The sequence below is a fragment of the Pleionea mediterranea genome, from assembly GCF_003148745.1.
GTDB lineage: Bacteria > Pseudomonadota > Gammaproteobacteria > Enterobacterales > Kangiellaceae > Pleionea > Pleionea mediterranea.
The window spans coordinates 129903-153772 of sequence record NZ_QGGU01000002.1; the positions used below are offsets into that span (position 1 = coordinate 129903).

Sequence of the window (23870 nt, forward strand, 5' to 3'; positions counted from 1 at the left end):
ACCATGAAGAAAAAGCCAGACATACTGGTTGTTCTGGCGGCAATTTTGGGGTTGGGCATTGCAGTTTCCAGCGTTGGTCATTCAAATGATAATAATCAAAAAAATGCCAAGCAGAAAAATGTTCACGTCGCCAATATAGACCAGTAATTAAAAAGATGTACCCCGCGCAGTCGCGGGGTTTTTTATGTCTGCTCAACCGGATTAATTTCAATCAAGCAATAGTTTAATTTGCAAACAACTTTATATTTCCTTTTAACGGTTAAGTCACAAGTCTTTTGATTAACTGGCAATGAGTTGTCGGCTGTAGCGTCCAAAAACCTTTTTACCAATACTTGCCAATAGGCAACACGCCAGTAACGCAATGGCACCACGAGCAAACCAGAGCCCTAAACTGGAAGGAACCTTTTGATCACCAATAATGATTTCGATTACAACGAAGAAATAAATGTGACAGAAAAAAATGGTAAAGCTGTATTGCGCGAGCGTATCCAGCAGTCGACCATTCAGGTTTGGAAATCTTCGCAGTAAGCCAATAACCAGAAAACACATAAAGAGTTTTTGTAATAACTGAAAATCAAACCAGCCTTTTTCACTACTGTAGGCGGTTTTCGTCACCAGTGAGCCGTGGTAATGACTGAATAAAAACTGACTCATTATTAATACTGTTACTAGAGTCAGCAATACCCACCAATATTTTTCAAACCAGGGCTCAATTTGTGTTTTGTATTGTGAAATAAACATGCCGGTTATGAATACCGGGATAAAATAAAACACCTGCCGCATGACATCGACAATCGGTACCGGACTGCGATGGATAAACCATGCCAGAGCAAACATCGGCAACAATACCCAATAATGAGAAGGTTTTTGTAGTATCCAGGCGAGAAATGGAGCCAGAGATACAATTACCAAAATCATTGGCATAAACCATAATGCGTAATTGACATGGGCACCGCCCAGGGCATAGTGCATCAAAACTTGTTCCAGCAAGTTGCCCGATTGAAATACTTCCAACTCGCTGTAAGTGGGGGCAATCAAAACCGTAAAGGCGATAGCCGGTGCCGATAATATAATGTAAGGAATTAACAGATTTTTGAATTTTGACTTGTAGTATTGTGAATGGCTTTGTCTTCCGTGTAAGTGCTGAAATAAATACCCGGATATAAATACAAATAATACCGTTCCATTACTCAGTATGTCCTGAAGCAAATAAAACAATGTTTGATTGTTTGACCAATCGAATTGAAAATAGAGTGCATGTCCAAACACGATAAACGCAATGGCAATGCCTCTAAAAGAGTGAATGTACTCGAGCTTCATCGGTATCCCTACCTAACATTGAAAAATCGTCAGCGATGGTAATGGATAGTGGGTAGCCTGTAAAGAAAACGGTAAGTCATTTGGTGGCGTATTGATGTGAGTTTGAACGGCAATAAAAGTCAGGCTGACTTTTTCGTCAATTAAATAATTGATAAATGTGGCGGCTCAATTTATTCCACAGAGTTAACGCGCTGGCGTATTAAATTCAAATATCTTCTCGGAAGTTACCACCGCATCCAATGGAATGTCCCATTGTTCTGTCGGCAGCTCACTAACCTGTTGCTCGGGGTGGGCAATACCCACAAATAGTGGGCGTTTGTTTTTATGAATTAAATGTTCAAACGTACGATCGTAAAATCCGCCGCCCATTCCCAGGCGACCGCCTTTGTTATCAAATGCGACCAGAGGAAATAACACCAGATTTAACTGGCTGGCACGGCAGTTCAGTTGCGGCGTATTGTTGGGTTCAGGGATATTGTACCGATTTGGCTGCAATTTGGTGCTGCGGTGGTAGGGAGCAAACCACAATCGATTGGGAGGTAAGGGACGTAATACCGGTAGAAAGGTTTGTTTTTGTAGATGCCAGCAGTGTTTTATTAATGGATCCAATGATAACTCGCCATCCTGAGCCAGATACATCGCTAACCGATCGGCGGATTGAAAGACTGACCATTGTTTTAGATTGTCGCAAAGTTGGTTGGCGCGATCAGTCTGCACTTGCTGAGTCAGTTGATGGCGAGCCTGACGCATTTTATTGCGCAGCTGGGATTTTTTATTGGCCTGCAGAGTCAGCGAATCAATGGTTGTCATAACTTTTCAATCAGGTAGCGTTTCAATCAGGTAGCGTTTCAAGTCATTGACGAAAAAGACATTGTATTGCAAATATTAAGGTACGGTATTGCTATTTAGAATAAGACTAATAAAAGTCATTCAAACCAAAGTTTAAATTAAATAACGACAGATGATAAATGAGAACAGTCTTCATTTCTGAATTATGGTGAGAAATTTAAAGTGCGCTACCCGGAATGCCGTTGCAGGTATTGGCCCTAGAACCCATGGCTCTAGGTGGGTGTCTTGGTATTGGATCAGGCTTTCCGGTACATGCCGGACTTGCACAACACCAATAACTGCCCGACTCCCTGATACAGTATTATCGGCTCAAGGACGTTCTCCGCTTGCGAACACCCCAGGCAGCACTCGGTCCTGTTAACCTAAATCAACAGGCCTGTGTCTATGTTAACTCTAACTGGCTGTCGGATGCCAACACTTCTTCAATACGATATTTAAGTTGTGATAAGCGGGAGCTATCGGCCGATGAAGTGTTTTTATCATCGTTTAATAACTCAAATGCGAGATTGAGGGCGGCCATAACCGCAATGCGTTCGGTACCAACGACACGGCCGCTGTCGCGAATTTCTTTCATACGACCATCGAGAAAACGCGCGGCGTTCATCAGCTGATCGCGTTGTTCAATGGGGCTGGAAAACTGATACTCGCGTTCAAGTATGCGCAATGTAACGGAATTTTTGTCTTGGCTCATGGCAGACTACTCCATGGTTTTCAGTCGAGTAACGATGGACTCGATCTTTTCGGTGGCCAGCTTGTTCTTTTCAAGCAGGCGTGCGCGGTCGGCGATCAGCTCGTCTTGTTTCACTTTCAGCGAGCGGTTTTCCTGCTGAATTTGATGAAACCTTTCTAAAAGCTGGTCAACGCGCCCTTCAAGTTGAGAAATTTCTGAGTTTTCCATAGCAAGCTGTTGTTTTTTCTAATGGTTTAAATATAGAGCCACGGGCAGTTCGGGTCAATGATATAATCGCATCTCAACGCAGAAGAGTGGCAAAAAGAGACGAATAATATTTATGATTGGTGAGCAATTACTTACTTTTGACGACTTGGAAGACATATTGGCCGAACATGAGTGCGAAACTCAGGCGAGTGAGTTTCAGGGTATGATCTGTGGTTTATTTGCCGGTGGTCTGGGCAACGACGGTAAAAGCTGGAAGTCGCCTGTGATGCAGCACCTGAACGAAGGTAAGCTGTTTCCTGCCCCTGTTATGTCACAGCTGGATGACTACATTCAATTTCTCGGTGAACAGCTTGAAAAGGATATTTTTGAGCTCGATTTGTCCATGCCGCCCGAAACAGCATCCATTGAAGAGCGACTTAACAGTATTTGTCAGTGGAGTCAGGGATTTTTGCTGGGTTATGGTATGCAACTGGGGAATCAGAAGCTTAACAGTGAGGAACTCGACGAAGCGCTGGAAGATCTGATGGAGATTTCACAGGTGGATCTGGCTGTTGAAGAAACCGAAGAGATGGAACAAGCTTTGTATACGGTTATTGAACACGTTAGAGTTACGTCGCAAGTGATTTATCTGGAAACCCGTGGTCAACTGCAGGCCGCGTTGCAACAAATGCAATCCAGTAAACAATCCATTCATTAACTTTATAATCCTCAATCTGTTGGGAGTCAGTTGTGATCACTAAGCAAGAATTTGCCCGTCGCCGCCATAATTTAATGCAAACAATGGAACAAGGCAGCATCGCCATAGTGGCCTCATCTCAGGAGCTGGTTCGCAGTCGCGATACCCATTTTATGTTTCGTCAGGACAGTGACTTTCACTATCTGTGTGGTTTTCCGGAGCCTAATGCCGTTCTGGCGTTAATACCCGGTCGCGAACATGGCGAGTTTGTGCTGTTTTGTAATGATAAAGATCCTCAGCAGGAAACCTGGCATGGTCGGCGTATTGGGCCTGAAGCCGCCTGTGAAAAATACGGCGCGGATGATGCTTTTCCAATTGATGATATCGATGAAATATTGCCCGGAATGATGGAAGGGCGCCATCGTATTTATTATGAAATGGGCAAGAATACCGGACTCGATAATCAGATTATGAGTTGGGTGAATAAAATTCGATCGCAGGTGAAAAAAGGCGCTCAGCCTCCCGGTGAATTTATCGATTTGCGCCATGCGTTGCATGATATGCGACTGATTAAATCGGCGGCGGAACAGAAGTTAATGAAACAATCCGCGGAGATTGCCGCAGATGCTCATAAACGGGCCATGCAAGTGTGTAAACCGGGCATGACCGAGCTGGAAATTGAAGCTGAACTGCATTACGAATTTACCCGTCAGGGCGCTCGTTTTCCGGCCTACTCTTCGATTGTTGCCAGTGGTGATAACGCCTGCATTCTGCACTACACCGAAAATCAGAGTAAATTAAAAAATGGCGAAATGTTGTTAATTGATGCAGGCGCCGAGTATCAGGGGTATGCCTCGGATATCACACGAACCTTCCCCATTAATGGCAAGTTTACCCCGGCACAGAAAGAGCTGTATAACTTGGTACTGGAAGCACAACTTGCCGCCATTGAAACCGTAAAGCCGGGCAATCACTGGATGCAGCCTCATGAAGCCGCGGTGGATGTATTAACTGAAGGTATGATCGGGCTTGGTATACTGGAAGGCGACAAGCAAACACTGATCGAGCAGGAAGCCTACAAACAGTATTATATGCATAAAACCGGTCACTGGATTGGGCTTGATGTTCACGATGTGGGCGATTACAGCATTGATGGTGAACCCAGAATGCTGGAGTCCGGAATGGTGTTGACGGTGGAGCCGGCCATCTATATTCCAAAAGACGATGAGGCGGTTGCTAAAAAATACCGCGGTACCGGTATTCGAATCGAAGACGATATTGTGGTCACCTCAGACGGGCATGAAGTCCTGAGTGCGGGAGTGGTAAAAACCGTTGAAGAAATTGAAACCCTTATGTCTATGAGTGCCTAAGTCAGTCGCAATGGTTTGCAGAGAGTACAGAATGTATCAAGAGCCTTATAGCCGTTGAATAGTTCCAGAGTTAAAGATTTCTTGAGTTAAAGTATCGTAGGGTATGGATAAGGAAAACAGTGTGCAGACCGATAACAAGGTTGAACAGCCAACACATTTAGTCGATACAACACATTACGATGTGATCATTGTTGGTGGCGGCATGATTGGTGCCAGTATGGCTCTGGCGCTATCGACTGTTCAGTCACATCAAGACGACCAGTTTCAAGGCGATCAGGCACTGTCCATTGCCATGGTGGATGCGGTAGCGTTTCAGCAGTCGCCTTCTCCCAGTTTTGATGATCGCAGTGTCGCGCTGTCCTACGGATCAAAAAAAATATTCGAAACATTGGGTATCTGGTCGCAACTGTCGAGCGTGTCTGAACCCATCGAGCATATTCATGTGTCAGACAAAGGGCATATGGGGATGTGTCGGCTGCATGCAGAAGACTATGAGCAAGAGGCCCTTGGGTATGTGGTAGAAAACCGGGCGCTTGGTCAGGTTTTGCATCAGCAGTTGACGCAACGAGGCATCGACATTATTGCGCCCGCCGAAGTGGTTGCTCTGGATCATAAACAGCACAGCCAAAATACAAAGCTATCTATTATCACGTTAAAACAGCAACAACAAAGGGTTCAATTATCCAGCCCGTTAATCATTGCTGCCGATGGTGCTCAGTCACCAATGGCAACACGGTTAAACATTGCAAAGCAGCGGTTCGATTACCCGCAAATGGCGGCAATCTGCAATATAAAAACCTCACAGCTTTTAAGTGGTTGGGCGTTTGAACGTTTTACCGATACAGGACCTCTGGCACTGTTACCTTTATCGAAAAACCGCTATTCGGTGGTCTGGACCTTTTCTGCCGAACAACGCCAGTCGATGGAAAGCATGGACGATGAATGTTTTAAAGCGGCGTTGCAACAACGTTTTGGTTATCGGGCGGGCATTATCGAGCAGGTGGGTAAGCGGATCATTTATCCTCTGAGTCTGCAAAAATTACAGCGCGGTTATCGGCACAATACCGTGTTTATTGGTAACGCTTTGCACAGTGGGCATCCGGTGGCCGGACAAGGTTTTAATTTGGGCTTACGTGATGTGGCACAGCTCGCAGAAACCATTGCTCTGGCTCGGCATTATAATCTTCCTCTGGCTGATCAAACTCTTCTGGAATATTTCTGGCGACAAAGGCAGAAAGACATTGATGAAACACTGGCCATAACCGATGCCCTGGCGCACCTGTTCGCCAATCGCAATCGTTTGCTGGTACTGGCCCGAAACTTAAGTTTGAAATGGCTGGATATTATTAAGCCGGCAAAACACCGGTTTGCGGAAAAAGCCATGGGACTGCGAAACGATATGCCAATGCTGGCAAGGGGATTAGCACTAAGTAATATTCATAAAATGCCGGTGCCCGAAGTTTTAAATAGCTTAATCACCCAAAGCCAATTGTCATCGCTTAACCAGGATCATAAAAAGGAGTCTTGCCTTGGTGCATAAAGTGGATGTGATGATCAACGGTGGCGGTATGGTTGGATTGGCGCTGGCTAACTTATTACCCGAGTCAGTCTCAGTGTTGGTGATTGAGCCTTTTCCGTCGAAGTCGGTAGACGATTGCTTAACCGACTTGGCTGATCAGTTTGATTGCCGTGTTAGTGCTATTTCAAAAAAGTCTCAACAGATTTTGGAAAAAACTCAAGCCTGGCAAGCAATACCCGAACAGCGCATAACGCCTTATCAGAATATGAATGTGTGGGAGGCCAATGGCAGCGCTTCATTGCAATTCAGCGCGCAGCAGATTGCAGCGGAAAATCTGGGCAGCATTGTTGAAAATAAATTATTGAGAGCGGCGTTAATGCAACAGGCGAACAAACGTTCCGGGCTTACGGTGATGCCTTCTAAAGTTACGTCATTTGAAAGAACCGATTCAAAGGTTCTGGCCGAGCTTGAAACGGGTGATCGGATTGAGGCCTCATTGATGGTTGGCGCTGATGGTGCTTTGTCAAAAACGCGGGACGCATTTAATTTTGAAACCAGTGAACAGGATTACCAACAGTTGGCATTGGTGGCTAATATTGAAACGGAACATCCTCATCAGTTCACCGCATGGCAACGTTTTTTAACCAGTGGCCCCATAGCTTACTTGCCTTTGCCAGATACAAAACAATGTTCCATTGTCTGGTCGGCCAGTCAGTCATTGGCGAGCGAACTATTGGCGTTACCAGAAGCAAAAATGCAATCACGCATTGCCGCAGCGCTGGATTATCGTTTAGGCAAAGTTCGATTGCTTACACAATGTCAGTCCTTTCCATTGGTTGCTCGCCACAGCCACCAATATTTGCAGCCACGAGTGGCGTTAATTGGTGACGCTGCACACACCATTCATCCGCTTGCAGGACAGGGTGTTAATTTGGGCTTTGCCGATGCCGCGCAACTGGCGGAGCAAATCAGTCAATTACACCGTAATAATAAAGACATAGGATTACTGCTGAATTTACGACCTTTTGAACGGGCAAGAAAAGCCGATAATCATCTGACACAAAAAGCCATGACCGCACTTAACTGGGTCTATCAACAACAACACCCAGTCATTGTGCTAGCAAGAAACCTGGGTGTTAGTACGATTAATAACAGTCCGGTATTAAAAAATCAGTTAGTTAAACAGGCGATGGGTCTATAGCGATACTTGTGTAGTGAAAACACTGAAGCGAATACTCATAAGTGATAAATCGGAAACGTCAGCTCAGAAATAATAGTTCTGAAATGATTGTTCTGTAATGATAGCTCTGAAATAATTGTTCTAAAAGACGCTAAGGAAGGTGAGCATTGTGTTAAACAATACAAACAAACTTGATAAGCAAAACATTTCAACCGAAGACTTAGCAAGACGCAAGCAAATGATCGGGCTGATATTATTAGGATTATTATTGTTGCTCTCGGTTATTGCTCTAGCTGTAATGGGTAAGTTGGCACAAGATCCGAATTACCACTTGTTTTCAGACAGTGTTATTTATTTCTCAATTCCCAATGCACTGAATGTTTTGTCGAATATACCTTTTGTACTGGTCGGTGCGATTGGAGTAATTTTACTGTTAAAAAATTCAAAACAACGTCGGATCGCACAAAGTAATCGATTAGGTTATTTAATTTTCTTTGCCGGAATTTTTATGGTCGGCCTAGGATCGGCTTACTATCATTGGGGTCCGAATAATCAAACATTGGTGTGGGACAGGTTGCCCATGACCATTGGATTTATGGCGCTTTACTCTGTAATTGTTACTGAGTTTGTGTCAGAAAAACTGGGGCGAATATTATTGTTGCCACTGTTGGTGTTGGGTATTTTTTCCGTTCTTTACTGGTATGTTACCGAGCTCAATGGCGTGGGCGATTTGCGCTACTATATTGTTGTTCAGTTTTTTCCTATTTTAACCATACCTGTCATATTAATATTTTTTCACAGTGAATACTCAGGTAAAGCCGGTTATTGGTTATTGATTGCATTTTACGCCCTATCCAAAGTGTTTGAATATTACGACAAGGAAACTCACGATGCGTTTGTGTATTTGAGTGGTCACAGCATTAAACATATTCTATCGGCATTGGGGATAGCATTGCTGTTAAAAGCATACTCTAATCTTACTGCTAAAGAACAATAGCATTGTTGTTCTTGTCAGGGGTTAAGCACAATTTGCTTGCGATAAGGTTCTCTATTTGAGATTATTGGTCTGATAAGGTTATAAATTAACCAGTTTAAGCCATACTTAATATTGATTTTATTCAATCAATTTAAGACGAATTAATCCACGAGGAGCCCCTCATTATCGTAGCGGACTTTTTTGCAAAGCTTAGGGTCATTGTGTTGGCAGGGTTAATCGTTTCTTTGTCGAACGCTTCTCTGGCCCAACAGATGCCAAATGCAGATTTGTCTTCAGAACTGAACACAGCGCTTGAGGAACATGAAAACTCTCCTGATCAGTTGGCGCAATCACTTAAGTTTATTTACGCAAAAGCGATTCTTGATAATAATCTTTATATTGCCGAACAAGCATTATATTTAAGAGCTTTAAACCTACTCTATGCTCAACAATTTGATGAGTATCAAAACTGGCTGGCGGTGTATAAAAGTTTTTACCGACAGCATAACAATGCAAAAACCAAATTTTATATTGAGAAGTTAGAGCTAACCCGACTGTTTTATCAACTGGATTCTCTATCGTTAATTCAACGTGGGGAAGCCCTGTTGCAAGAATACAATGTACAAGATCTTTCAGAAAAGACGGATCAGGGCGAGCTTAGCATTCATATAACCGATATTGCTGATGTAATAAACTTCATAGGCTTGGCGGAGCAGGACTTGGGCAGTTACGACAGTGCAATTGAGCGATTTACCAATGCACTGGAGATATATGAAAGGAGTGGCGATAAAGAAAAAGTAGCGGTTGTTTATGGCAATATTGCAACGGTTAATGCAGCGATTGGCGATTTAGACACGGCTATGGAATACAATGAAAAATCGATAGAAATAAGTCTGGTAGAAGAGTCTATTTATGGTTACTTCCAGAATATGGCAAACCAAGCGAGCTACAATATTTCAAAAAAGAACATATCTTCCGATGGTGAAAGTAAAAAATTCTATCGCAATCAGGCTGAATCCATTTTACTCGACGTAAAAAATGATGATCGACTAGAACAGTATCCTCGAATTAAAAGCGATATTCTTTACTGGCTGACGTACTTATATCTTGATGATGGCAATTTAACATTAGGTGAAAGCTATTTATCGGATCTTTATAAAAGCATTGAGAACAGAGGTGAGCAAGGATACTTAAAACAAGTTAAAGAACTGGAAGCTTACTTGTTGTTAGAAAAAGGTAATTTTAACAAAGCATTGGATATTTATCAGGATGCTCTTAGCTTTTATCTGGATAACAAAAAGTACGATAAAGCGCTTGTGACCTTGCAAGATTTAATATGGGCCACTGAAAGACAGCAAGATCATGAGAAAAGTATCGACTATCTTAAGCAGTATGTCGATCTTATGGGGCAGGTGTTCAATGAAAAGCGCGCTCAAGTACTGGCGGTTGAGCAAGAAAAAAATAACGCCAAATTAAGAGAGCATAAGATTGCTTTGCTGGCGGAACAAAATAGAAGCGCAGAACTGAAAATTGCGAATAGAAACTTATGGTTAAAAATGTCCAGTGTTATTGCTGTTCTTATTATTTTGATTATCTGGTTACGATTACGGGTTAAGCATAAATTATCTGAGCAATACCAGAAAATGAGTTATAAAGATGCGTTAACCAATGTAGGTAATCGATTGTTTTTTCATGAGCATATTGAGCGTGAGCTGGCAAAAGTTTTAAGAGCGCGCGATCGTCAGTCGGATCAACGGTTGGCGCTGATAATTCTGGATATCGATCATTTTAAAGCGTTTAATGACCAATACGGTCACGATGCTGGCGACAGAGTGTTGATAGAGTTTGCAGCACGGTTAAATAGTTCTATCAGGGAAACCGATTTGCTAGCGAGATGGGGTGGAGAAGAATTTGTTATTGCTGGGAATGTTAGCAATCAGCAGGAAACATCAAACTACATAAACCGAATACTAACTGCTATTAATTCGAAGCCATTTTATATTGCGGGAAAAAAACACTCAATCAGCTGCTCCATAGGCGCTGTTGCTTATCCGTTCTTTACTGAAGCGGAAAAAGAGCCAAAATGGACATCTTTATTAACTCTGGCGGACTTCGCTTTATATCGGGCAAAAAATACAGGCAGAAACCGCTGGTGTTTATTTGAAAATACTGGCATTAAACAGCACGATAGTTTACAGGCGATAATTGATCAAAAGGTAAGCGTGGAGCAGGCTTTATTAAGTAAACAGATCACAGCTATTGAGTCAGAGTGAATCAATCCAGTCTGCTTAATCTAAAGTAGACTTTTAACCATTCATTTTTCCTATAAGTTATGCACAATATTATTTTTATTGAAACTATTGTTAGATATAATGCTGAAGGGAAAAGTTAAGATAAGTATCAAGGTAACTATTTAAAATAGCTATCACTTTGCAAATCTATCAAGAAAAAATATCAATCAAGGACAGAGTTAATATGTCAGGCAACACCCTCCCGTTTTCAATTACCGACTTGGCGATCGACTATTGCCCAGCGGATCCGGACAAGCCAACATTTGTGTTTGTTCATGGGAATACACAAAACAGCAGTTGTGGCGAAGGGCTGATTAAGTTTTTTGCTGAACGCGATCACAGTACTCTTTGTTATGATCTGCCCGGCCACGGCCGTTCAGCACCCGCGCCAGATCATTACCATTTTAATGATTTAATCCAATTGAATGCCGAACTACTGGCACATTATTCATTGCAATCGCCCATATTAGGTGGCCACTCTCTTGGTGGAATGATTCAGGCTGCTGCTGTAGCGAATGATTTAGTTCAGGCCAGATCATTGATTCTGTGCGGATCACTGGATCAAAATCCTCTTGATGCCATGCAAGTATTTAATCGCGAGCAAGCGCAGAGTATGGCCCTGTATCTGGATGACTATATGAATTCTGGCTCGGTGTTGTATAAGCGTCAAAAATATTATGATTACTTTGCAAACCGTCATCTGGACGATGCATTTTTAGAGATTATTAATCGTCGTTACAATCAGCCCCATGCCAGTAACAATAATCTATCGACACTGACCGGCTTTACCGTAAGAGAAAAGCTTTGTCAGAAAGAGATTCCTATTTTGGTGATCCACGGTGAAGATGAAACGGTGATCCCAAAACCCCTTGTGGAAATCATGAGTGAGCATTATAAAACCATGCAGATTGAATGGTTGACGGGTGGTGGCCACAATGCATTTTTCCAACAGGCTGAGCAAACCGAAGCAATTTTAAAAAAACATTATGAGCGATTAACTTAATCGTTCTTTAAGCTTTGCCTCACAATTCCATCGAAAATCCACTTGTCATCGATAACTGTTTTACTTATCTTAAATTTATCATCCGTGCTAAAAAAAGGCTGCCCGAAGGCAGCCAAAGTGTTGGAGTACACACTGAAAACAGATAAGGAGATTATGGTTGGTGAGGTGAAGAGTCTACTTTTGCGACTGGCTTTATCAGCCGAAGAATTTTTTCAAAGGGTGTTAGCACTATGGCATTGCCGCTGAGTACCAGTATAAAACCTAAAATGGTCGACTGATGCCAAACAAATCCTTCGTAAAGCGTACTGAATACCACTGCCACCAATGGGAATAACACGATTACATAGCTGGCTTTTTCTGGCCCAATGTTTTGAAACAACATAAAGTAGCAGGCAAAGGCAAACACGGTTCCGAACAGTGATAAATACAATAATGACACCCAATAACTGGTCTGGCTGGCAAAAGTAAATTCTGAACCATTGATTAAGGCATAAATTAATAAGGCAATGGTTCCGTATAACATGCCCCATGTGTTGCCCTGGATCACCGAAATTTTATTTGCGGTATTGCGGACACTGACCATATTACCTAGAGAAGCCAGAAAGGTACCAAACAGGGTAAGCATTAAACCAATTATGGCGGTACTTGAAATGTTGAAGTCTTGTAAATCTTGCCAGAACAAAGCAATGATCCCGATAATACCGAGCAGGGCGCCTATAATAATTCTCCCTGCTATTGGTTTACCAAAAAAGATTCGGGTATTAACGATATTCATTAACAGTAAGGTTGAAAAGGCGATGGATGTCATGGCCGATGTCAGGTAGTTTTGTGCCCAGTAGAGCACAAGGTAATTCATACTGAAATTCAGCAGGCCAAGTAAAAATATAAAACTGTGATTTCTTAATGACAGTGCAAGTGGAACTTTTTTCCACCAGCAAAATCCCCACATAAGTATTGCCGCCAGAGCAAAGCGATAAAATAAAGAAATCTCTACCGCCACTTCGCCAAGCTGAAACTCAATGGCAAACCAGGTGGTGCCCCAAATTAAAACCGTTGTCAGGTACAGCAAAGTGTTTTTCATAATGAAAACTCATTCTGGTTTCAGCCAGTCATTAATTTTTCGATTTATTTTATGGCAGTGATTGAGTATGTAAGTGATTAAGCCACTAATCGATGATAGAGGTATAGTGTAGAGATTTTCTGTTTATATAACATATACAGAAAAATAAAAATGTAACCTATACAGATTGGCGTTATACTTAGACGTAATAAGTTAACCTGTAATGTAATGAGATGCGATTATGTCCTTTGCCGTTGAACGGGAAACCGAAGATTTTCTATACCAGCAGGTAATAAACCTGATCCGGGATATGAAAGCCCAACAAACACTACGGCCCGGTGATAAGCTGCCATCACTGCGCGGCTTGGCTGATAAATTAAAAGTCAGTGTGCCTACGGTAAAACAGGGCTATCAGGAACTGGAACGGCTCGGCGATATTGAAGCAAGGCCAAAATCCGGCTATTACCTGAAAGCTGCATCGTCCGATCATCATCCGCCGAAACGCATACGTCTGGCGCGTCAGCCGGTAAAAGTTAAGCGCCAGTCTTTAATTGAACAGGTTTACGACGCTATTCATACCCCAGGCGTGTTGCCACTTGGCATTGCCAATCCGGTTGCAGCGTTCCCCTCGGATAAAACCTTAGCGCGAACCATGCGCCGGGTAATGGCGATGGCCGGTACGCAGGCCATCAGTTACGGCCCCATGGATGGCTTTGCCCCATTAAAACGACAATTGGCCTATCGATATCTGGATTTTGGTTTAAAAGTGGATCCTGATGATCTGGTGATCACCAATGGCGCGCAGGAGGCTCTGGCCATTGCACTACAATGCGTTGCCAAGGCAGGTGATGTAATTGCCGTGGAGTCGCCCTGTTATTTTGGCATATTAGAGCTTATTGAAAGCCTGGGTATGATGGCCTATGAAATTCCGGTTTGTCCCGACGATGGTATCTGGATAGAGGATCTGGAAAAAGCCATTGAACAACAGTCGATAACCGCCTGTGTTTTTTCGACCGCCATCAGCAATCCTATGGGCAGCTGTATGCCCGATGAAAACCGGCAGAAAGTGGTGGAGATCCTTGAACAAAAGAATATTCCATTGATTGAAGATGATGTTTACAGCGATCTGTATTTTACCGATAAACGTTGTATTCCTGCGCAGGGTTATTCAAAAAAAGGACTGGTGATCACTTGCGCCTCTTTCTCAAAAACTGCCGCACCCGGTTATCGGGTTGGCTGGATGATAACTTCCAGGTACAACGACAGCGCCCGGCGCTATAAACGGGCATTGTCGTGTTCTTCATCGCTCATTAATCAGTGGACGTTATCGGAGTTTATTGCCAGTGGTGATTACGATCGTAATATGGTCAAGCTGCGTCGAACCTTATGTTGTAATAAGGAGAGAATGATTGCGAGCATCAAGCGTTACTTTCCAAACGAGATTCGTGTCAGCGACCCCCAGGGAGGTGGTGTGCTCTGGATAGAGTTACCAGGCGGCTGCGATACGGTCAATTTATTTCATCAGGCATTATCGAAAAATATCAGTATTGCTCCGGGCGCTATATTTTCACCAACCAATAAATACTCACGTTGTTTTCGAATCAGCTTTGGTCTGCAGTGGAGTAATGAATTAGACATGGCCATTAAAACCTTAGGTGGATTGACAAAGCAGCTTATACAAGAGTCGAAAAATTGATTGGTCATGGTTTTGATGTGCCACTAAATGATGAATTTGATTCTAAAACTTTAACTATGAATGTTTATTATGGAATTTTTGGGTCCAATCGGTAAATTCTTCAAAAGGCATGGCTTTGGTAAAGTGGTAGCCCTGAATAAAATGACAGCCCAGTTGATTCACAATCTCCAACTGCCCTTTTTTTTCTATGCCTTCGGCAATCACTTTTTTATTAAGCGACTTGCCTAGGTTAACAATGGCTTTGGTTATAATTTTATCATCGTCTTCATCATCAATATCCGATATAAACGAACGATCCACTTTAAGTGTTGATACAGGAAATTGCTTTAAATAGGACAGCGACGAATATCCCGTACCGAAATCATCGATCGCAATATCAACGCCCAGCTGATCCAGCATGGTCAATCTTTCAATCACGTCTTCGCCAATTTCCATTAAGGTTGTTTCTGTGATTTCCAGTGTGACATGTTTGTGATTAAGTTGAATGGAAGCAATGGCTTTGCTGACAATGGGGATTAAGTTTTCATCACGAAACTGCAGAGGAGATAAATTAACGGTGACGCCAGTATCTTTCAGTTGCTCGATGGTTTGCCACTGTTTGCAATCGCGACACGCTTGCTGCAGTACCCATTCGCCAATGGTGATAATCATGGAGTTTTTTTCGGCCGCAGGAATAAACATTGCTGGTGGCAGTAATCCTTTTTTGGGGTGTTGCCAGCGAATTAAAGCTTCAGCCTTAACGACTCGACCGGATTCGGTATCGATAATAGGTTGATAATGCAGTACAAACTGATTGGAATCGATGGCCAGTTGCAGCTCGGTTTGCAATTGCTTGGTTTGTGTCAGTTCCAGCTCGAAAACAGGATCATAATATCGGTAGGTGCTGCGGCCGCCCCGTTTAGATTTGTACATGGCCAGATCGGCACTTTTTAATAAAGCTTCTGGTGAAATGCCATCGTGCGGATAAATGGCAATACCAATACTAACTCCGGTATTTATTTGATGGCAATCCAGTTCCAATGGCTCGGCAAGTTCTTCAATTAATCGTTCGGCAATATTGGCTGAACCTTCCGCAATATTATTGAACTCGGCAATAATGACAAATTCATCACCGCCGAGTCGAGCAATCATATCGATGTCTCTTAAACTTTTTTGTAGTCTGCGAGCGGTTACTTTTAATAAAGTATCACCGGTTGTATGGCCGAGTGTGTCATTCACTTCCTTGAAGTTATCAAGATCAAGCAGCAATACCGCAAACTGTGCTTGTTCACGTCTGGCGTATTGAATTTTATCGGACAGAGCCATATTAAATTTAACACGGTTAGCCAGTCCTGTTAATGGATCGTGTTGCGCCATGGCAATCAGTTCTTCTTCGATGGATTTACGACTTAGTGCGTATCGAATGGAGCGCTCTAACATAGAGGCACTGAGCTCTTGCTTTATCAGGTAATCCATAGCGCCTGATTTCGTAGCTTCCAGATCAATCTTGTGATCATCAAGACCTGTAAGCAATATTACAGCGTTGACCACAAACGTACTGGAAGTAATTTCTTTGGTTAGATCCAGTCCATTTTGTTGACCGAGATAATAATCAATCAAATAGATATCGTAACTGGATTGGGCAATAAATTGTTGTGCCTTTTCATAGGTGTCTGCCCAAGTGATGACGATATTACCGTCATAAGCCTGATCAAGATAAGACTCGACTAACACATAGTCATCTTCATCGTCCTCGACCAGTAATAGCTGAATGACTTGTGAGTTGTCTTTTTGTGTTGCTGGTGACGTCATGAGTTTTCGGGAAGTTTCACTATTTTAAACCAATAATTCGAAAGCTGTTTGACTAAATCAACCAGTTTTTCAAAAGTTACTGGCTTGGCGATGTAGGAGCTTGCGCCCAAGTTATAACTTTTGAATATGTCTTCTTCATGCTTCGAGGTAGTTAAAATAACTATGGGGATGTGACGAAGGTTGGGAGTATCTTTAATATCTTTTAGTGCCTCTCTACCATCTTTGCGTGGCATGTTTAAATCTAGCAATATAATGTCTGGCAACTCCTTGTCATGCAGTTTTTTATAGTCACCTTGACGATTTAAAAAGTCCATGAGTTGTTGACCGTCCTCGGTAAAACTTATGTCATTTATTAAATTAGCTTCAGCGATGGCATCTTCAAACAGCAGCCGATCGTCAGGATCATCATCACACATATGGATGTGGATTAAGTTTTCCGAACGTTCCATTGACTTACAAATCCTCTCTATTCCATTGTATTGGTAACTCGATAATAAACTCGGCGCCCTCACCGGGCTGGCTAATAACATCAATGGTTCCGCCATGTCGTTCAACAATTTTCCGACAAATGGCTAGACCAATTCCTGTGCCTTCGTATTGGCTGCGGGCGTGCAGTCGCTGAAATACTTCAAAAATGCGATCCGCGTATTTGGGATCGAAACCAATACCATTGTCTTTGACATAGATACAAACCTTAGAGTTATCTTGACTAAGTTTAGACCAAATGTTGACAATGTGCTGCTTATCTTGTTGTCGAAATTTGATGGCATTACCCACCAAGTTTTGCAGTAATTGACGAAACTGTCCTTCATCAACGCTGAGCTCTGGTAAAGGTTCTCGCTTAATGAGGGTGTTAGATTGTTCAATTGCGACTTCAAGATCAGAGAGCACACCATCAAGAATGTTATCGATAGACTGTTGGGTAAAAGGGCGCCCTCGTGTAGCTACTCGAGAGAAAGCCAGCAAATCGCTGATTAATTGACTCATTCTGCTGGCAGCCTGCTGCATTCTACTCAAATAGTCGAAGCTTTTGTCGTCCAGTTTATCGGCCATCCGTTCTGCAAGCCGATCGCCAAAGGCCTGAACCTTTCGTAAGGGTTCCTGTAAATCGTGGGAAGCAACGTAAGCAAATTTTTCCAGCTCACTATTGCTACGTTTTAGTTCAACTTCTTGTTTTTTCAGGCGACTTTCAGTGAGCCGTCTTACTTTTATTTCCTGATTAAGCTGCTCAGTTTGCCGTTTAATGCCGGACGACATTTTATGAAAATGTCGTGCCAGTACGCCCAGCTCATCATGACGCTGAACAGGAAGAGCACCAACTTGTTGAATATCGCCAAATTGTTTCATGCTATTGAGTAATTGTTTTACTGGTTGTGCTAGCGTCCGCATCATTAAGAAGGCTGTGGCACCAGCAATAAGCGCAATAATAAAGCCAGTGGTTAACAAGCTGATATTAATGTTCTGTGTAATTTCATCAATTTCTTGATATGGCTGAACAAGTGCCAGAAGCATATATCTATGTGGATTAAGCGAATCAAAAAAAACCTGTTCCGTTACTATAGCCATTTTTTGTTTATCGGTTTTGTAAACCGTTTCTCGATTGATTTGTTTGGGAACAGTAATCAGTGCTTCGCTATCCGTAAAATCCTGTTGTAGGGTGTACTGGGCTTTGTCTTTAAATTCAAAAGAAAAAGTTTGTTCGTTATCAGGATGGTGAAAGTAATAACCATCAGAGCGTAATGCGTAAAACTGTTTAGGAGGCGTAATAATTTGTGTCAGCTGATGAAACATTTGCGTGACATCCATGCTGATAATTATAAAGCCATGTAACTTTTGTTTATGAAAAATTGGTGCAACCGCCCGTAATGTGGCTGTTTTAGGTTCGCTAATAACACCAAATTCACGGTTTAATGACAACTCAGATAACAATGTTTGGTTGGGTTTTAATGATAATGCATTTTGAATATAGCCGCGGTGAATTTTTTCCTGCAGTTGATCATCAGGCAACTGTATAACACTATTATTTTGTCGTCTTATCACCAGCAACTCTTTGGCACTGGGTAAATTGGTGCCTTTTTGATAGCGAACATAACGTACTTTAAAGTAGTGTGAGTTAGCGGCCAGAATTTGGTTGAACAACACCGTAAGGCTTTCTTTCCATTCTTCTTGTTCAATTAAACTTAAAAAACTATCGATATTATTGTTATTGGCAACCACGCTTTTTATCAGTCGCGAGTTGGCGATTATATGGGCGTCTTCAGTGAGTTGTTTGATGTCTTTGTTCAGACTGCTGGAAATAAAGGATAAGCTCTGGTGCAACTCGTTGTATTTTTGATTGGTCAGTTGATCGGTCAGTTGAAAGGAAACAACTACCACTGTGGTTAACGAGGTAATCGTTACCAGTAAAAGGGTTAAGGATAAAAATTTACTTTTTAGGCTCCAGTTGAATTCCATGGCTGCGGTTTTGTGTCTATATTTTTATAGTCAGGTTAATGAGCGCAGCATCATGGTTTGATATTTAGCCTGAGCACTGCGAGACAGATAGTATTTAACACTTTGATAAGTATAGATTAATTTATCTATCCCGCTAGTTTAGTATTTATAGAGCTTAGGGTTTGCTTTTTTTCTTAAAAATATTACGACTGTCGGCTTCTAAATCTTCTTTTGGAGCGCCTTGTTGAATAAGAGCCTTAAACTGTTTAAATTCATTACTGTGAGGGGGCATGCCCGCCAGTTTTAATATTTCATCCAGTCCTTGGCGACGGTACTGTATAAAGCTTTCTATAATTTTATCCCAATCATCACCTGTGGCTTTTTCAATGGCTAATACTGCGTAAAGATCGGCCACCGATAACTCCAGGTTCATACGCGATCTCATGATTTTTTTTTCAGATACTTTGAATTGTTTTGCCAGTTCTTTTACTGCCTGCATCTGATCTTTACGGGCGACATAGTCAATATTGACCAACCATCGATCAATCTGTTTGTCGCCCGTGTTAAAGTTGGCTGCGAAGGTTAAAGGACTGAATAAACATAGCAAAATAAAAGAAAAAATAAGTTGTTTCATGTGTAAATCTCCACTTTTGACCGTTCCATTAAAACATAAAGTCAGGTTTTAGGTTGTTGTTTATATTGCCATTTATGGCTGCAAAGGTTTGTGAACGCCTTGGCAAGGGTGTTACCTTTGCGGCCGCTTAGGTACTAATTACCAAATTGGTGAATAAAAAGTCACCTTTCCGGTGTGAAACACGTATAATACGCGCCTCGAAATTTATGAGAGAAGTCCTGTGATAGAGAAGTTAAGAAATATAGCCATTATAGCCCACGTTGACCATGGTAAAACCACGCTGGTTGATAAGTTACTGCAGCAGTCCGGAACCTTGTCGGATCGTGCTGAGCCAACCGAGCGAGTAATGGATTCCAACGATTTGGAAAAAGAACGTGGTATTACCATTTTGGCTAAAAACACCGCCATCAGCTGGAGCGATTATCGTATCAATATCGTTGATACGCCGGGACACGCCGACTTTGGTGGTGAAGTGGAACGCATTATGTCGATGGTTGATTCGGTACTGTTACTGGTTGATGCGGTTGACGGTCCCATGCCACAAACGCGTTTTGTGACCCAAAAAGCTTTTGCACAGGGCTTAAAGCCAATCGTTGTGATCAATAAAATTGATCGACCCGGTGCGCGTCCTGACTGGGTTATGGATCAGGTTTTCGATTTATTCGATCGTCTGGGTGCCACTGATGAGCAGTTGGACTTTCCGGTTATTTACGCCTCGGCATTAAATGGATTTGCCTGTGATGATCCAGAAACCACTGAAGGCGATATGACGCCATTGTTTCAGGCGATTGTCGATATTGTTGAACCACCAGCGGTGGATTTGGACGGCCCGTTCCAGATGCAAGTCTCTCAGCTTGATTACTCAAGCTATGTGGGCGCGATTGCGATTGGCCGAATTAAGCGCGGACGCGTTAAACCGAATCAGCAGGTCACTATTATTAATCGTGACGGCGATACCCGAAAAGGCAAAGTAGGTCAGGTTCTTGGTTACATGGGACTTGAGCGCTCAGAGGTAACTGAAGCCACTGCTGGCGATATTGTCGCCATCACCGGTATTGATGCACCAAAAATTTCTGATACCTTTTGTGCGCAGGATGCGGTTGAAGCATTGCCTGCTCTGACGGTTGATGAGCCTACCGTCACCATGACGTTTCAGGTCAACACCTCGCCGTTTGCTGGTAAAGAAGGAAAGTTTCTAACCTCACGTCAAATTCTTGAGCGTCTGGAGCAGGAGCTTATCCACAACGTTGCATTACGCGTTGAGCAAACCGATGATCCGGATAAATTCAAAGTATCGGGTCGTGGTGAGTTGCATTTATCGGTACTGATCGAAAACATGCGACGGGAAGGATTTGAGCTTGCGGTTTCGCGACCAGAAGTAATTATGCGCGAAATCGATGGCGTATTAATGGAACCTTATGAAAATTTAACCATCGATATAGAAGAAGTGCACCAGGGTTCCATTATGGAAAAACTGGGTGAGCGCAAAGCAGAAATGCAAAACATGGTGCCGGATGGCAAAGGTCGAATTCGTCTCGACTTTATTATTCCATCGCGCGGATTAATCGGTTTTCAAACCGAGTTTTTAACCGCAACGTCGGGCTCGGGTTTGATATATCACACCTTTGAACGTTACGACGTGGCTATTCCGGGTGCGTTGGCACAGCGCCATAATGGTGTCTTGATCAGTAATGGTCAGGGTAAAGCCTTGAGTTACGCTCTGTTTGCACTGCAGGAACGTGGCCGATTATTCCTTGGCCATGGTCTTGAAGTGTATGAAGGTATGGTGCTGGGTATCCACTCTCGCGATAACGACTTAACGGTAAACCCATTAAAAGGTAAGCAGTTAACCAACGTTCGTGCCGCTGGTACTGATGAGAATCTGGTATTAACGCCGCCGATTGTGTATACCTTAGAACAGGCACTTGAATTTATTGATGATGATGAACTGGTTGAAGTGACGCCGAGCAGTATTCGTATCCGTAAGAAGTGGTTAAAGGAGCACGAACGCAAACGCGCCTCACGTCAGTCATCTTAAAGGAGAAACTATGACGTTATTTGGCAAGCAATTGAGTACTGCGAACACTAAAACCGGCTTAGGTCTTAAAGCGGGGTTCAGTGTGTTAGTGAGTTTGACACTGTTTGCCTGTGCCAGCGACTCTTCGGTGACACCGCTTAATGTGACTCGCATGTTGTTTGGCTATATCGAACCGCCAAAAGCGGAGTCGGTTATGACGTCATTAAGAAAAGAATACAATCGCTGTATGGCGATTGATGATTCTCGAAATTGTGTGCAGCTGGCCTACGATCAGGTTCGGGTGACTCAGGGGCTGGATCCCAAAGCCATCCCAGAAGGTTATGTTATCGTGGTTCAGGAAGAGATCGAAAATCCTAAACCATCCAGCGAGCAATCTTCAGACAGTCAGTAATTTCATAGAATCAAAAAAAACCGGCCAGGGAGGCCGGTAATTGTGTCAATATTTGCAGGTAGGAGATTGACACTACACATTTTAGGGACTGAACAAATAATAATCTGTAAGCCTGTCGTGCAATTCCTTGTAAGACAAGTTCCATTCTTTTCATATAAATCTCGTATTTATGCAGACCTCCATTTCATTCTCTGGTTTTTATCGATCAAGTTCACATAGTGAGATATTTTGTTCGGGATCCGCTATTTGCGAGATTTGCGTGCTAACATTAGTGAAACGCTTTAAGGCATTGTCACATCAACGATTGATACGCACACAGAGTGTTATGGAGAGATATGCAGCTCTTATACCCGGAAATTAAAGCCTATGCCAAGCATCATATGGATGTTGGACACGGCCATGAAATCTACTACGAAGAAAGTGGCTCCGAAGATGGTACTCCGGTTGTTTATGTGCACGGAGGACCGGGGACAGGGTCGGTCAGTTATCACCGTCGTTTTTTTGATCCTGAAAAATACCGCATTATTTTAATTGACCAGCGCGGCTGTGGCTTATCGAAAGCAAAAAATCCTTTAGCGCAAAACACCACCGAACATCTGTTGGATGACATGGAAGCCATTCGCGAAAAATTAGGAATTAATCGTTGGGTTGTATTTGGCGGCGGCTGGGGCGCAACCTTATCGTTGTTGTACGCACAAAAATATCCGGAGCGTGCTCTGGGGCTAATACTGCACAGTGTGTTTCTGGGACGTCAGCAAGATATCGACTGGATATTTGAAACCGGTGTTCCAAGGCTGGTGCCCGATTACTGGGAAGAGTTCACCCAGTCGCTGCACGCCAGTGATACCAAAAATCTGCTTAAAGTATTTTCTGATCGACTGGAAGGCGACGATGATCTGGCCCGTATGTCGGCGGCAAAGAGTTGGGCCGTCTGGTATGCGCGCAGTAGCCTGTTGCATCATTCCAGTGCCTGGCTTAAGCGTTTTAATGATCCCCATGTTGCCAGTACCACTGCCCGGATCCAGGCGCATTATTTTCGTCATGATTGTTTTATTGAGCCGAATCAGGTGTTGCAACATTGTGAGCAGTTAAGCGATGTGCCCGGCATTATTGTGCATGGGCGATTCGATTTACTTTGCCCGCTCGACTGTTCCTGGTTATTGCAACAGGCCTGGCCGGAGGCCGAACTTCACATCATTCGTGACGCTTGTCACGCCAACCTTGATCCTGGCATAACCGACGCCCTGGTTCGTGCCGCTAAAGAAATGCATAAAATAGTGACCCATGATTGCTCTGATTCAGCGAGTGACTAACGCCGACGTCGTGGTAGACGGAGAAACGGTAGGTGCCATCGACCAAGGGATAATGGCACTAATTGGTGTGGAAAAGGGCGATTCGGAAGCGCAAATAAAACGCTTATCGGAACGATTGCTCGGTTATCGTATTTTTTCTGACGCTGAAGGTAAAATGAATTTAAATTTACAACAGATCGGTGGCGGCTTGTTATTGGTACCACAGTTCACTCTGGCGGCTTCAACTGAAAAAGGTATGCGTCCCAGTTTTAGCTCTGCGGCAACGCCAGATGTGGGTCAGCAGCGTTTTGAACAGTTTGTTGAAGTCTGTCGGGCGAAACATAATCCGGTCGCTACGGGCGTATTTGGTGCCGATATGCAGGTGACTCTGTGCAATGATGGCCCGGTTACTTTCTGGTTACAGGTGGATCCTTAGCGCTAGTTAAATAGTGC

Annotated in this window: 22 protein-coding genes and 1 other RNA gene; 13 read left to right on the plus strand and 10 right to left on the minus strand. The window is 43.1% G+C overall.

Annotated features, from left to right (window positions below):
• Positions 1–3: 3 nt before the first annotated feature.
• Positions 4–147, plus strand: coding sequence for a hypothetical protein (locus C8D97_RS18080; protein WP_170115111.1), 144 nt, complete (start codon positions 4–6; stop codon positions 145–147).
• Between the two features lie 132 nt (positions 148–279).
• Here C8D97_RS18080 and C8D97_RS02670 read toward each other — a convergent pair whose 3' ends face one another.
• From C8D97_RS02670 to C8D97_RS02690, 5 genes are all read right to left on the minus strand, one after another.
• Positions 280–1320: an acyltransferase family protein gene (locus C8D97_RS02670; RefSeq protein WP_109761798.1), complete on the minus strand. Its 1041-nt coding sequence runs from the start codon at positions 1318–1320 to the stop codon at positions 280–282.
• Between the two features lie 183 nt (positions 1321–1503).
• Positions 1504–2130, minus strand: coding sequence for a 5-formyltetrahydrofolate cyclo-ligase (locus C8D97_RS02675; protein WP_109761799.1), 627 nt, complete (start codon positions 2128–2130; stop codon positions 1504–1506).
• A gap of 203 nt (positions 2131–2333) precedes the next feature.
• A non-coding RNA gene (ssrS, locus tag C8D97_RS02680) (6S RNA) lies at positions 2334–2516 on the minus strand.
• A 35-nt stretch (positions 2517–2551) separates the two neighbouring features.
• Complete coding sequence (locus C8D97_RS02685) at positions 2552–2860, minus strand: cell division protein ZapA (protein WP_109761800.1); 309 nt, start codon at positions 2858–2860, stop codon at positions 2552–2554.
• 6 nt (positions 2861–2866) lie between these two features.
• On the minus strand, positions 2867–3067 hold the full coding sequence (locus C8D97_RS02690) for a TIGR02449 family protein (RefSeq protein WP_109761801.1): 201 nt from the start codon (positions 3065–3067) through the stop codon (positions 2867–2869).
• A 112-nt stretch (positions 3068–3179) separates the two neighbouring features.
• On the opposite strand from C8D97_RS02690, the gene C8D97_RS02695 reads away from it, so the two are divergent.
• From C8D97_RS02695 to C8D97_RS02725, 7 genes are all read left to right on the plus strand, one after another.
• A complete protein-coding gene (locus C8D97_RS02695; protein ID WP_109761802.1) occupies positions 3180–3764 on the plus strand; it encodes a UPF0149 family protein in 585 nt (194 codons plus the stop codon).
• 32 nt (positions 3765–3796) lie between these two features.
• Complete coding sequence (pepP, locus tag C8D97_RS02700; RefSeq protein ID WP_245411382.1) at positions 3797–5113, plus strand: Xaa-Pro aminopeptidase; 1317 nt, start codon at positions 3797–3799, stop codon at positions 5111–5113.
• A 103-nt stretch (positions 5114–5216) separates the two neighbouring features.
• Positions 5217–6653, plus strand: coding sequence for a 2-octaprenyl-6-methoxyphenyl hydroxylase (gene ubiH, locus C8D97_RS02705; RefSeq protein ID WP_109761803.1), 1437 nt, complete (start codon positions 5217–5219; stop codon positions 6651–6653).
• On the plus strand, positions 6646–7833 hold the full coding sequence (locus C8D97_RS02710) for a UbiH/UbiF/VisC/COQ6 family ubiquinone biosynthesis hydroxylase (RefSeq protein ID WP_245411388.1): 1188 nt from the start codon (positions 6646–6648) through the stop codon (positions 7831–7833). The genes ubiH and C8D97_RS02710 overlap by 8 nt, the downstream gene beginning before the upstream one ends.
• Before the next feature lie 148 nt (positions 7834–7981).
• On the plus strand, positions 7982–8809 hold the full coding sequence (locus tag C8D97_RS02715) for a ceramidase domain-containing protein (protein ID WP_210204831.1): 828 nt from the start codon (positions 7982–7984) through the stop codon (positions 8807–8809).
• A 251-nt stretch (positions 8810–9060) separates the two neighbouring features.
• On the plus strand, positions 9061–11061 hold the full coding sequence (locus C8D97_RS02720; RefSeq protein WP_109761805.1) for a tetratricopeptide repeat-containing diguanylate cyclase: 2001 nt from the start codon (positions 9061–9063) through the stop codon (positions 11059–11061).
• Positions 11062–11263: 202 nt separating this feature from the next.
• Positions 11264–12082: an alpha/beta fold hydrolase gene (locus C8D97_RS02725; RefSeq protein WP_109761806.1), complete on the plus strand. Its 819-nt coding sequence runs from the start codon at positions 11264–11266 to the stop codon at positions 12080–12082.
• A gap of 151 nt (positions 12083–12233) precedes the next feature.
• Here C8D97_RS02725 and C8D97_RS02730 read toward each other — a convergent pair whose 3' ends face one another.
• Complete coding sequence (locus tag C8D97_RS02730; RefSeq protein WP_109761807.1) at positions 12234–13163, minus strand: DMT family transporter; 930 nt, start codon at positions 13161–13163, stop codon at positions 12234–12236.
• Between the two features lie 220 nt (positions 13164–13383).
• Here C8D97_RS02730 and C8D97_RS02735 point away from each other — a divergent pair, with 220 nt between their 5' ends.
• A complete protein-coding gene (locus C8D97_RS02735; protein WP_109761808.1) occupies positions 13384–14838 on the plus strand; it encodes an aminotransferase-like domain-containing protein in 1455 nt (484 codons plus the stop codon).
• Between the two features lie 54 nt (positions 14839–14892).
• Here the strand turns inward: C8D97_RS02735 and C8D97_RS02740 are convergent, their stop codons facing one another.
• The 4 genes from C8D97_RS02740 to C8D97_RS02755 form a co-directional block, all read right to left on the minus strand.
• Positions 14893–16629 (minus strand): two-component system response regulator, encoded by a 1737-nt coding sequence (locus C8D97_RS02740; RefSeq protein ID WP_109761809.1) that lies wholly within the window; start codon positions 16627–16629, stop codon positions 14893–14895.
• Positions 16626–17078, minus strand: coding sequence for a response regulator (locus C8D97_RS02745; protein WP_109761810.1), 453 nt, complete (start codon positions 17076–17078; stop codon positions 16626–16628). The genes C8D97_RS02740 and C8D97_RS02745 overlap by 4 nt, the downstream gene beginning before the upstream one ends.
• 4 nt (positions 17079–17082) lie before the next feature.
• Positions 17083–19083, minus strand: a complete 2001-nt coding sequence (locus C8D97_RS02750) for a sensor histidine kinase (RefSeq protein ID WP_109761811.1) — start codon at positions 19081–19083, stop codon at positions 17083–17085.
• 154 nt (positions 19084–19237) lie between these two features.
• Positions 19238–19696 (minus strand): hypothetical protein, encoded by a 459-nt coding sequence (locus C8D97_RS02755; RefSeq protein ID WP_109761812.1) that lies wholly within the window; start codon positions 19694–19696, stop codon positions 19238–19240.
• 220 nt (positions 19697–19916) lie between these two features.
• Here C8D97_RS02755 and typA point away from each other — a divergent pair, with 220 nt between their 5' ends.
• The 4 genes from typA (at position 19917) to dtd (ending at position 23853) form a co-directional block, all read left to right on the plus strand.
• Positions 19917–21734 carry a translational GTPase TypA gene (gene typA, locus C8D97_RS02760; RefSeq protein ID WP_210204832.1) on the plus strand — a complete coding sequence of 606 codons (1818 nt, stop codon included), beginning with the start codon at positions 19917–19919 and terminating at the stop codon, positions 21732–21734.
• Between the two features lie 10 nt (positions 21735–21744).
• Positions 21745–22125: a hypothetical protein gene (locus C8D97_RS02765; RefSeq protein WP_109761814.1), complete on the plus strand. Its 381-nt coding sequence runs from the start codon at positions 21745–21747 to the stop codon at positions 22123–22125.
• A 335-nt stretch (positions 22126–22460) separates the two neighbouring features.
• Positions 22461–23438, plus strand: coding sequence for a prolyl aminopeptidase (pip, locus tag C8D97_RS02770; RefSeq protein WP_109761815.1), 978 nt, complete (start codon positions 22461–22463; stop codon positions 23436–23438).
• Positions 23410–23853, plus strand: coding sequence for a D-aminoacyl-tRNA deacylase (dtd, locus tag C8D97_RS02775; RefSeq protein ID WP_109761816.1), 444 nt, complete (start codon positions 23410–23412; stop codon positions 23851–23853). The genes pip and dtd overlap by 29 nt, the downstream gene beginning before the upstream one ends.
• Positions 23854–23870 lie beyond the last annotated feature (17 nt).

What these genes read in the sequence shown, in the direction of transcription:
- C8D97_RS18080 (WP_170115111.1), top strand. Translation starts at nt 4, where the DNA reads ATGAAGAAAAAGCCAGACATACTGGTTGTTCTGGCGGCAATTTTGGGG.
- C8D97_RS02670 (WP_109761798.1), bottom strand. Translation starts at nt 1,320, where the DNA reads ATGAAGCTCGAGTACATTCACTCTTTTAGAGGCATTGCCATTGCGTTT.
- C8D97_RS02675 (WP_109761799.1), bottom strand. Translation starts at nt 2,130, where the DNA reads ATGACAACCATTGATTCGCTGACTCTGCAGGCCAATAAAAAATCCCAG.
- C8D97_RS02685 (WP_109761800.1), bottom strand. Translation starts at nt 2,860, where the DNA reads ATGAGCCAAGACAAAAATTCCGTTACATTGCGCATACTTGAACGCGAG.
- C8D97_RS02690 (WP_109761801.1), bottom strand. Translation starts at nt 3,067, where the DNA reads ATGGAAAACTCAGAAATTTCTCAACTTGAAGGGCGCGTTGACCAGCTT.
- C8D97_RS02695 (WP_109761802.1), top strand. Translation starts at nt 3,180, where the DNA reads ATGATTGGTGAGCAATTACTTACTTTTGACGACTTGGAAGACATATTG.
- ubiH (WP_109761803.1), top strand. Translation starts at nt 5,217, where the DNA reads ATGGATAAGGAAAACAGTGTGCAGACCGATAACAAGGTTGAACAGCCA.
- C8D97_RS02720 (WP_109761805.1), top strand. Translation starts at nt 9,061, where the DNA reads ATGCCAAATGCAGATTTGTCTTCAGAACTGAACACAGCGCTTGAGGAA.
- C8D97_RS02725 (WP_109761806.1), top strand. Translation starts at nt 11,264, where the DNA reads ATGTCAGGCAACACCCTCCCGTTTTCAATTACCGACTTGGCGATCGAC.
- C8D97_RS02730 (WP_109761807.1), bottom strand. Translation starts at nt 13,163, where the DNA reads ATGAAAAACACTTTGCTGTACCTGACAACGGTTTTAATTTGGGGCACC.
- C8D97_RS02735 (WP_109761808.1), top strand. Translation starts at nt 13,384, where the DNA reads ATGTCCTTTGCCGTTGAACGGGAAACCGAAGATTTTCTATACCAGCAG.
- C8D97_RS02740 (WP_109761809.1), bottom strand. Translation starts at nt 16,629, where the DNA reads ATGACGTCACCAGCAACACAAAAAGACAACTCACAAGTCATTCAGCTA.
- C8D97_RS02745 (WP_109761810.1), bottom strand. Translation starts at nt 17,078, where the DNA reads ATGGAACGTTCGGAAAACTTAATCCACATCCATATGTGTGATGATGAT.
- C8D97_RS02750 (WP_109761811.1), bottom strand. Translation starts at nt 19,083, where the DNA reads ATGGAATTCAACTGGAGCCTAAAAAGTAAATTTTTATCCTTAACCCTT.
- C8D97_RS02755 (WP_109761812.1), bottom strand. Translation starts at nt 19,696, where the DNA reads ATGAAACAACTTATTTTTTCTTTTATTTTGCTATGTTTATTCAGTCCT.
- C8D97_RS02765 (WP_109761814.1), top strand. Translation starts at nt 21,745, where the DNA reads ATGACGTTATTTGGCAAGCAATTGAGTACTGCGAACACTAAAACCGGC.
- pip (WP_109761815.1), top strand. Translation starts at nt 22,461, where the DNA reads ATGCAGCTCTTATACCCGGAAATTAAAGCCTATGCCAAGCATCATATG.
- dtd (WP_109761816.1), top strand. Translation starts at nt 23,410, where the DNA reads ATGATTGCTCTGATTCAGCGAGTGACTAACGCCGACGTCGTGGTAGAC.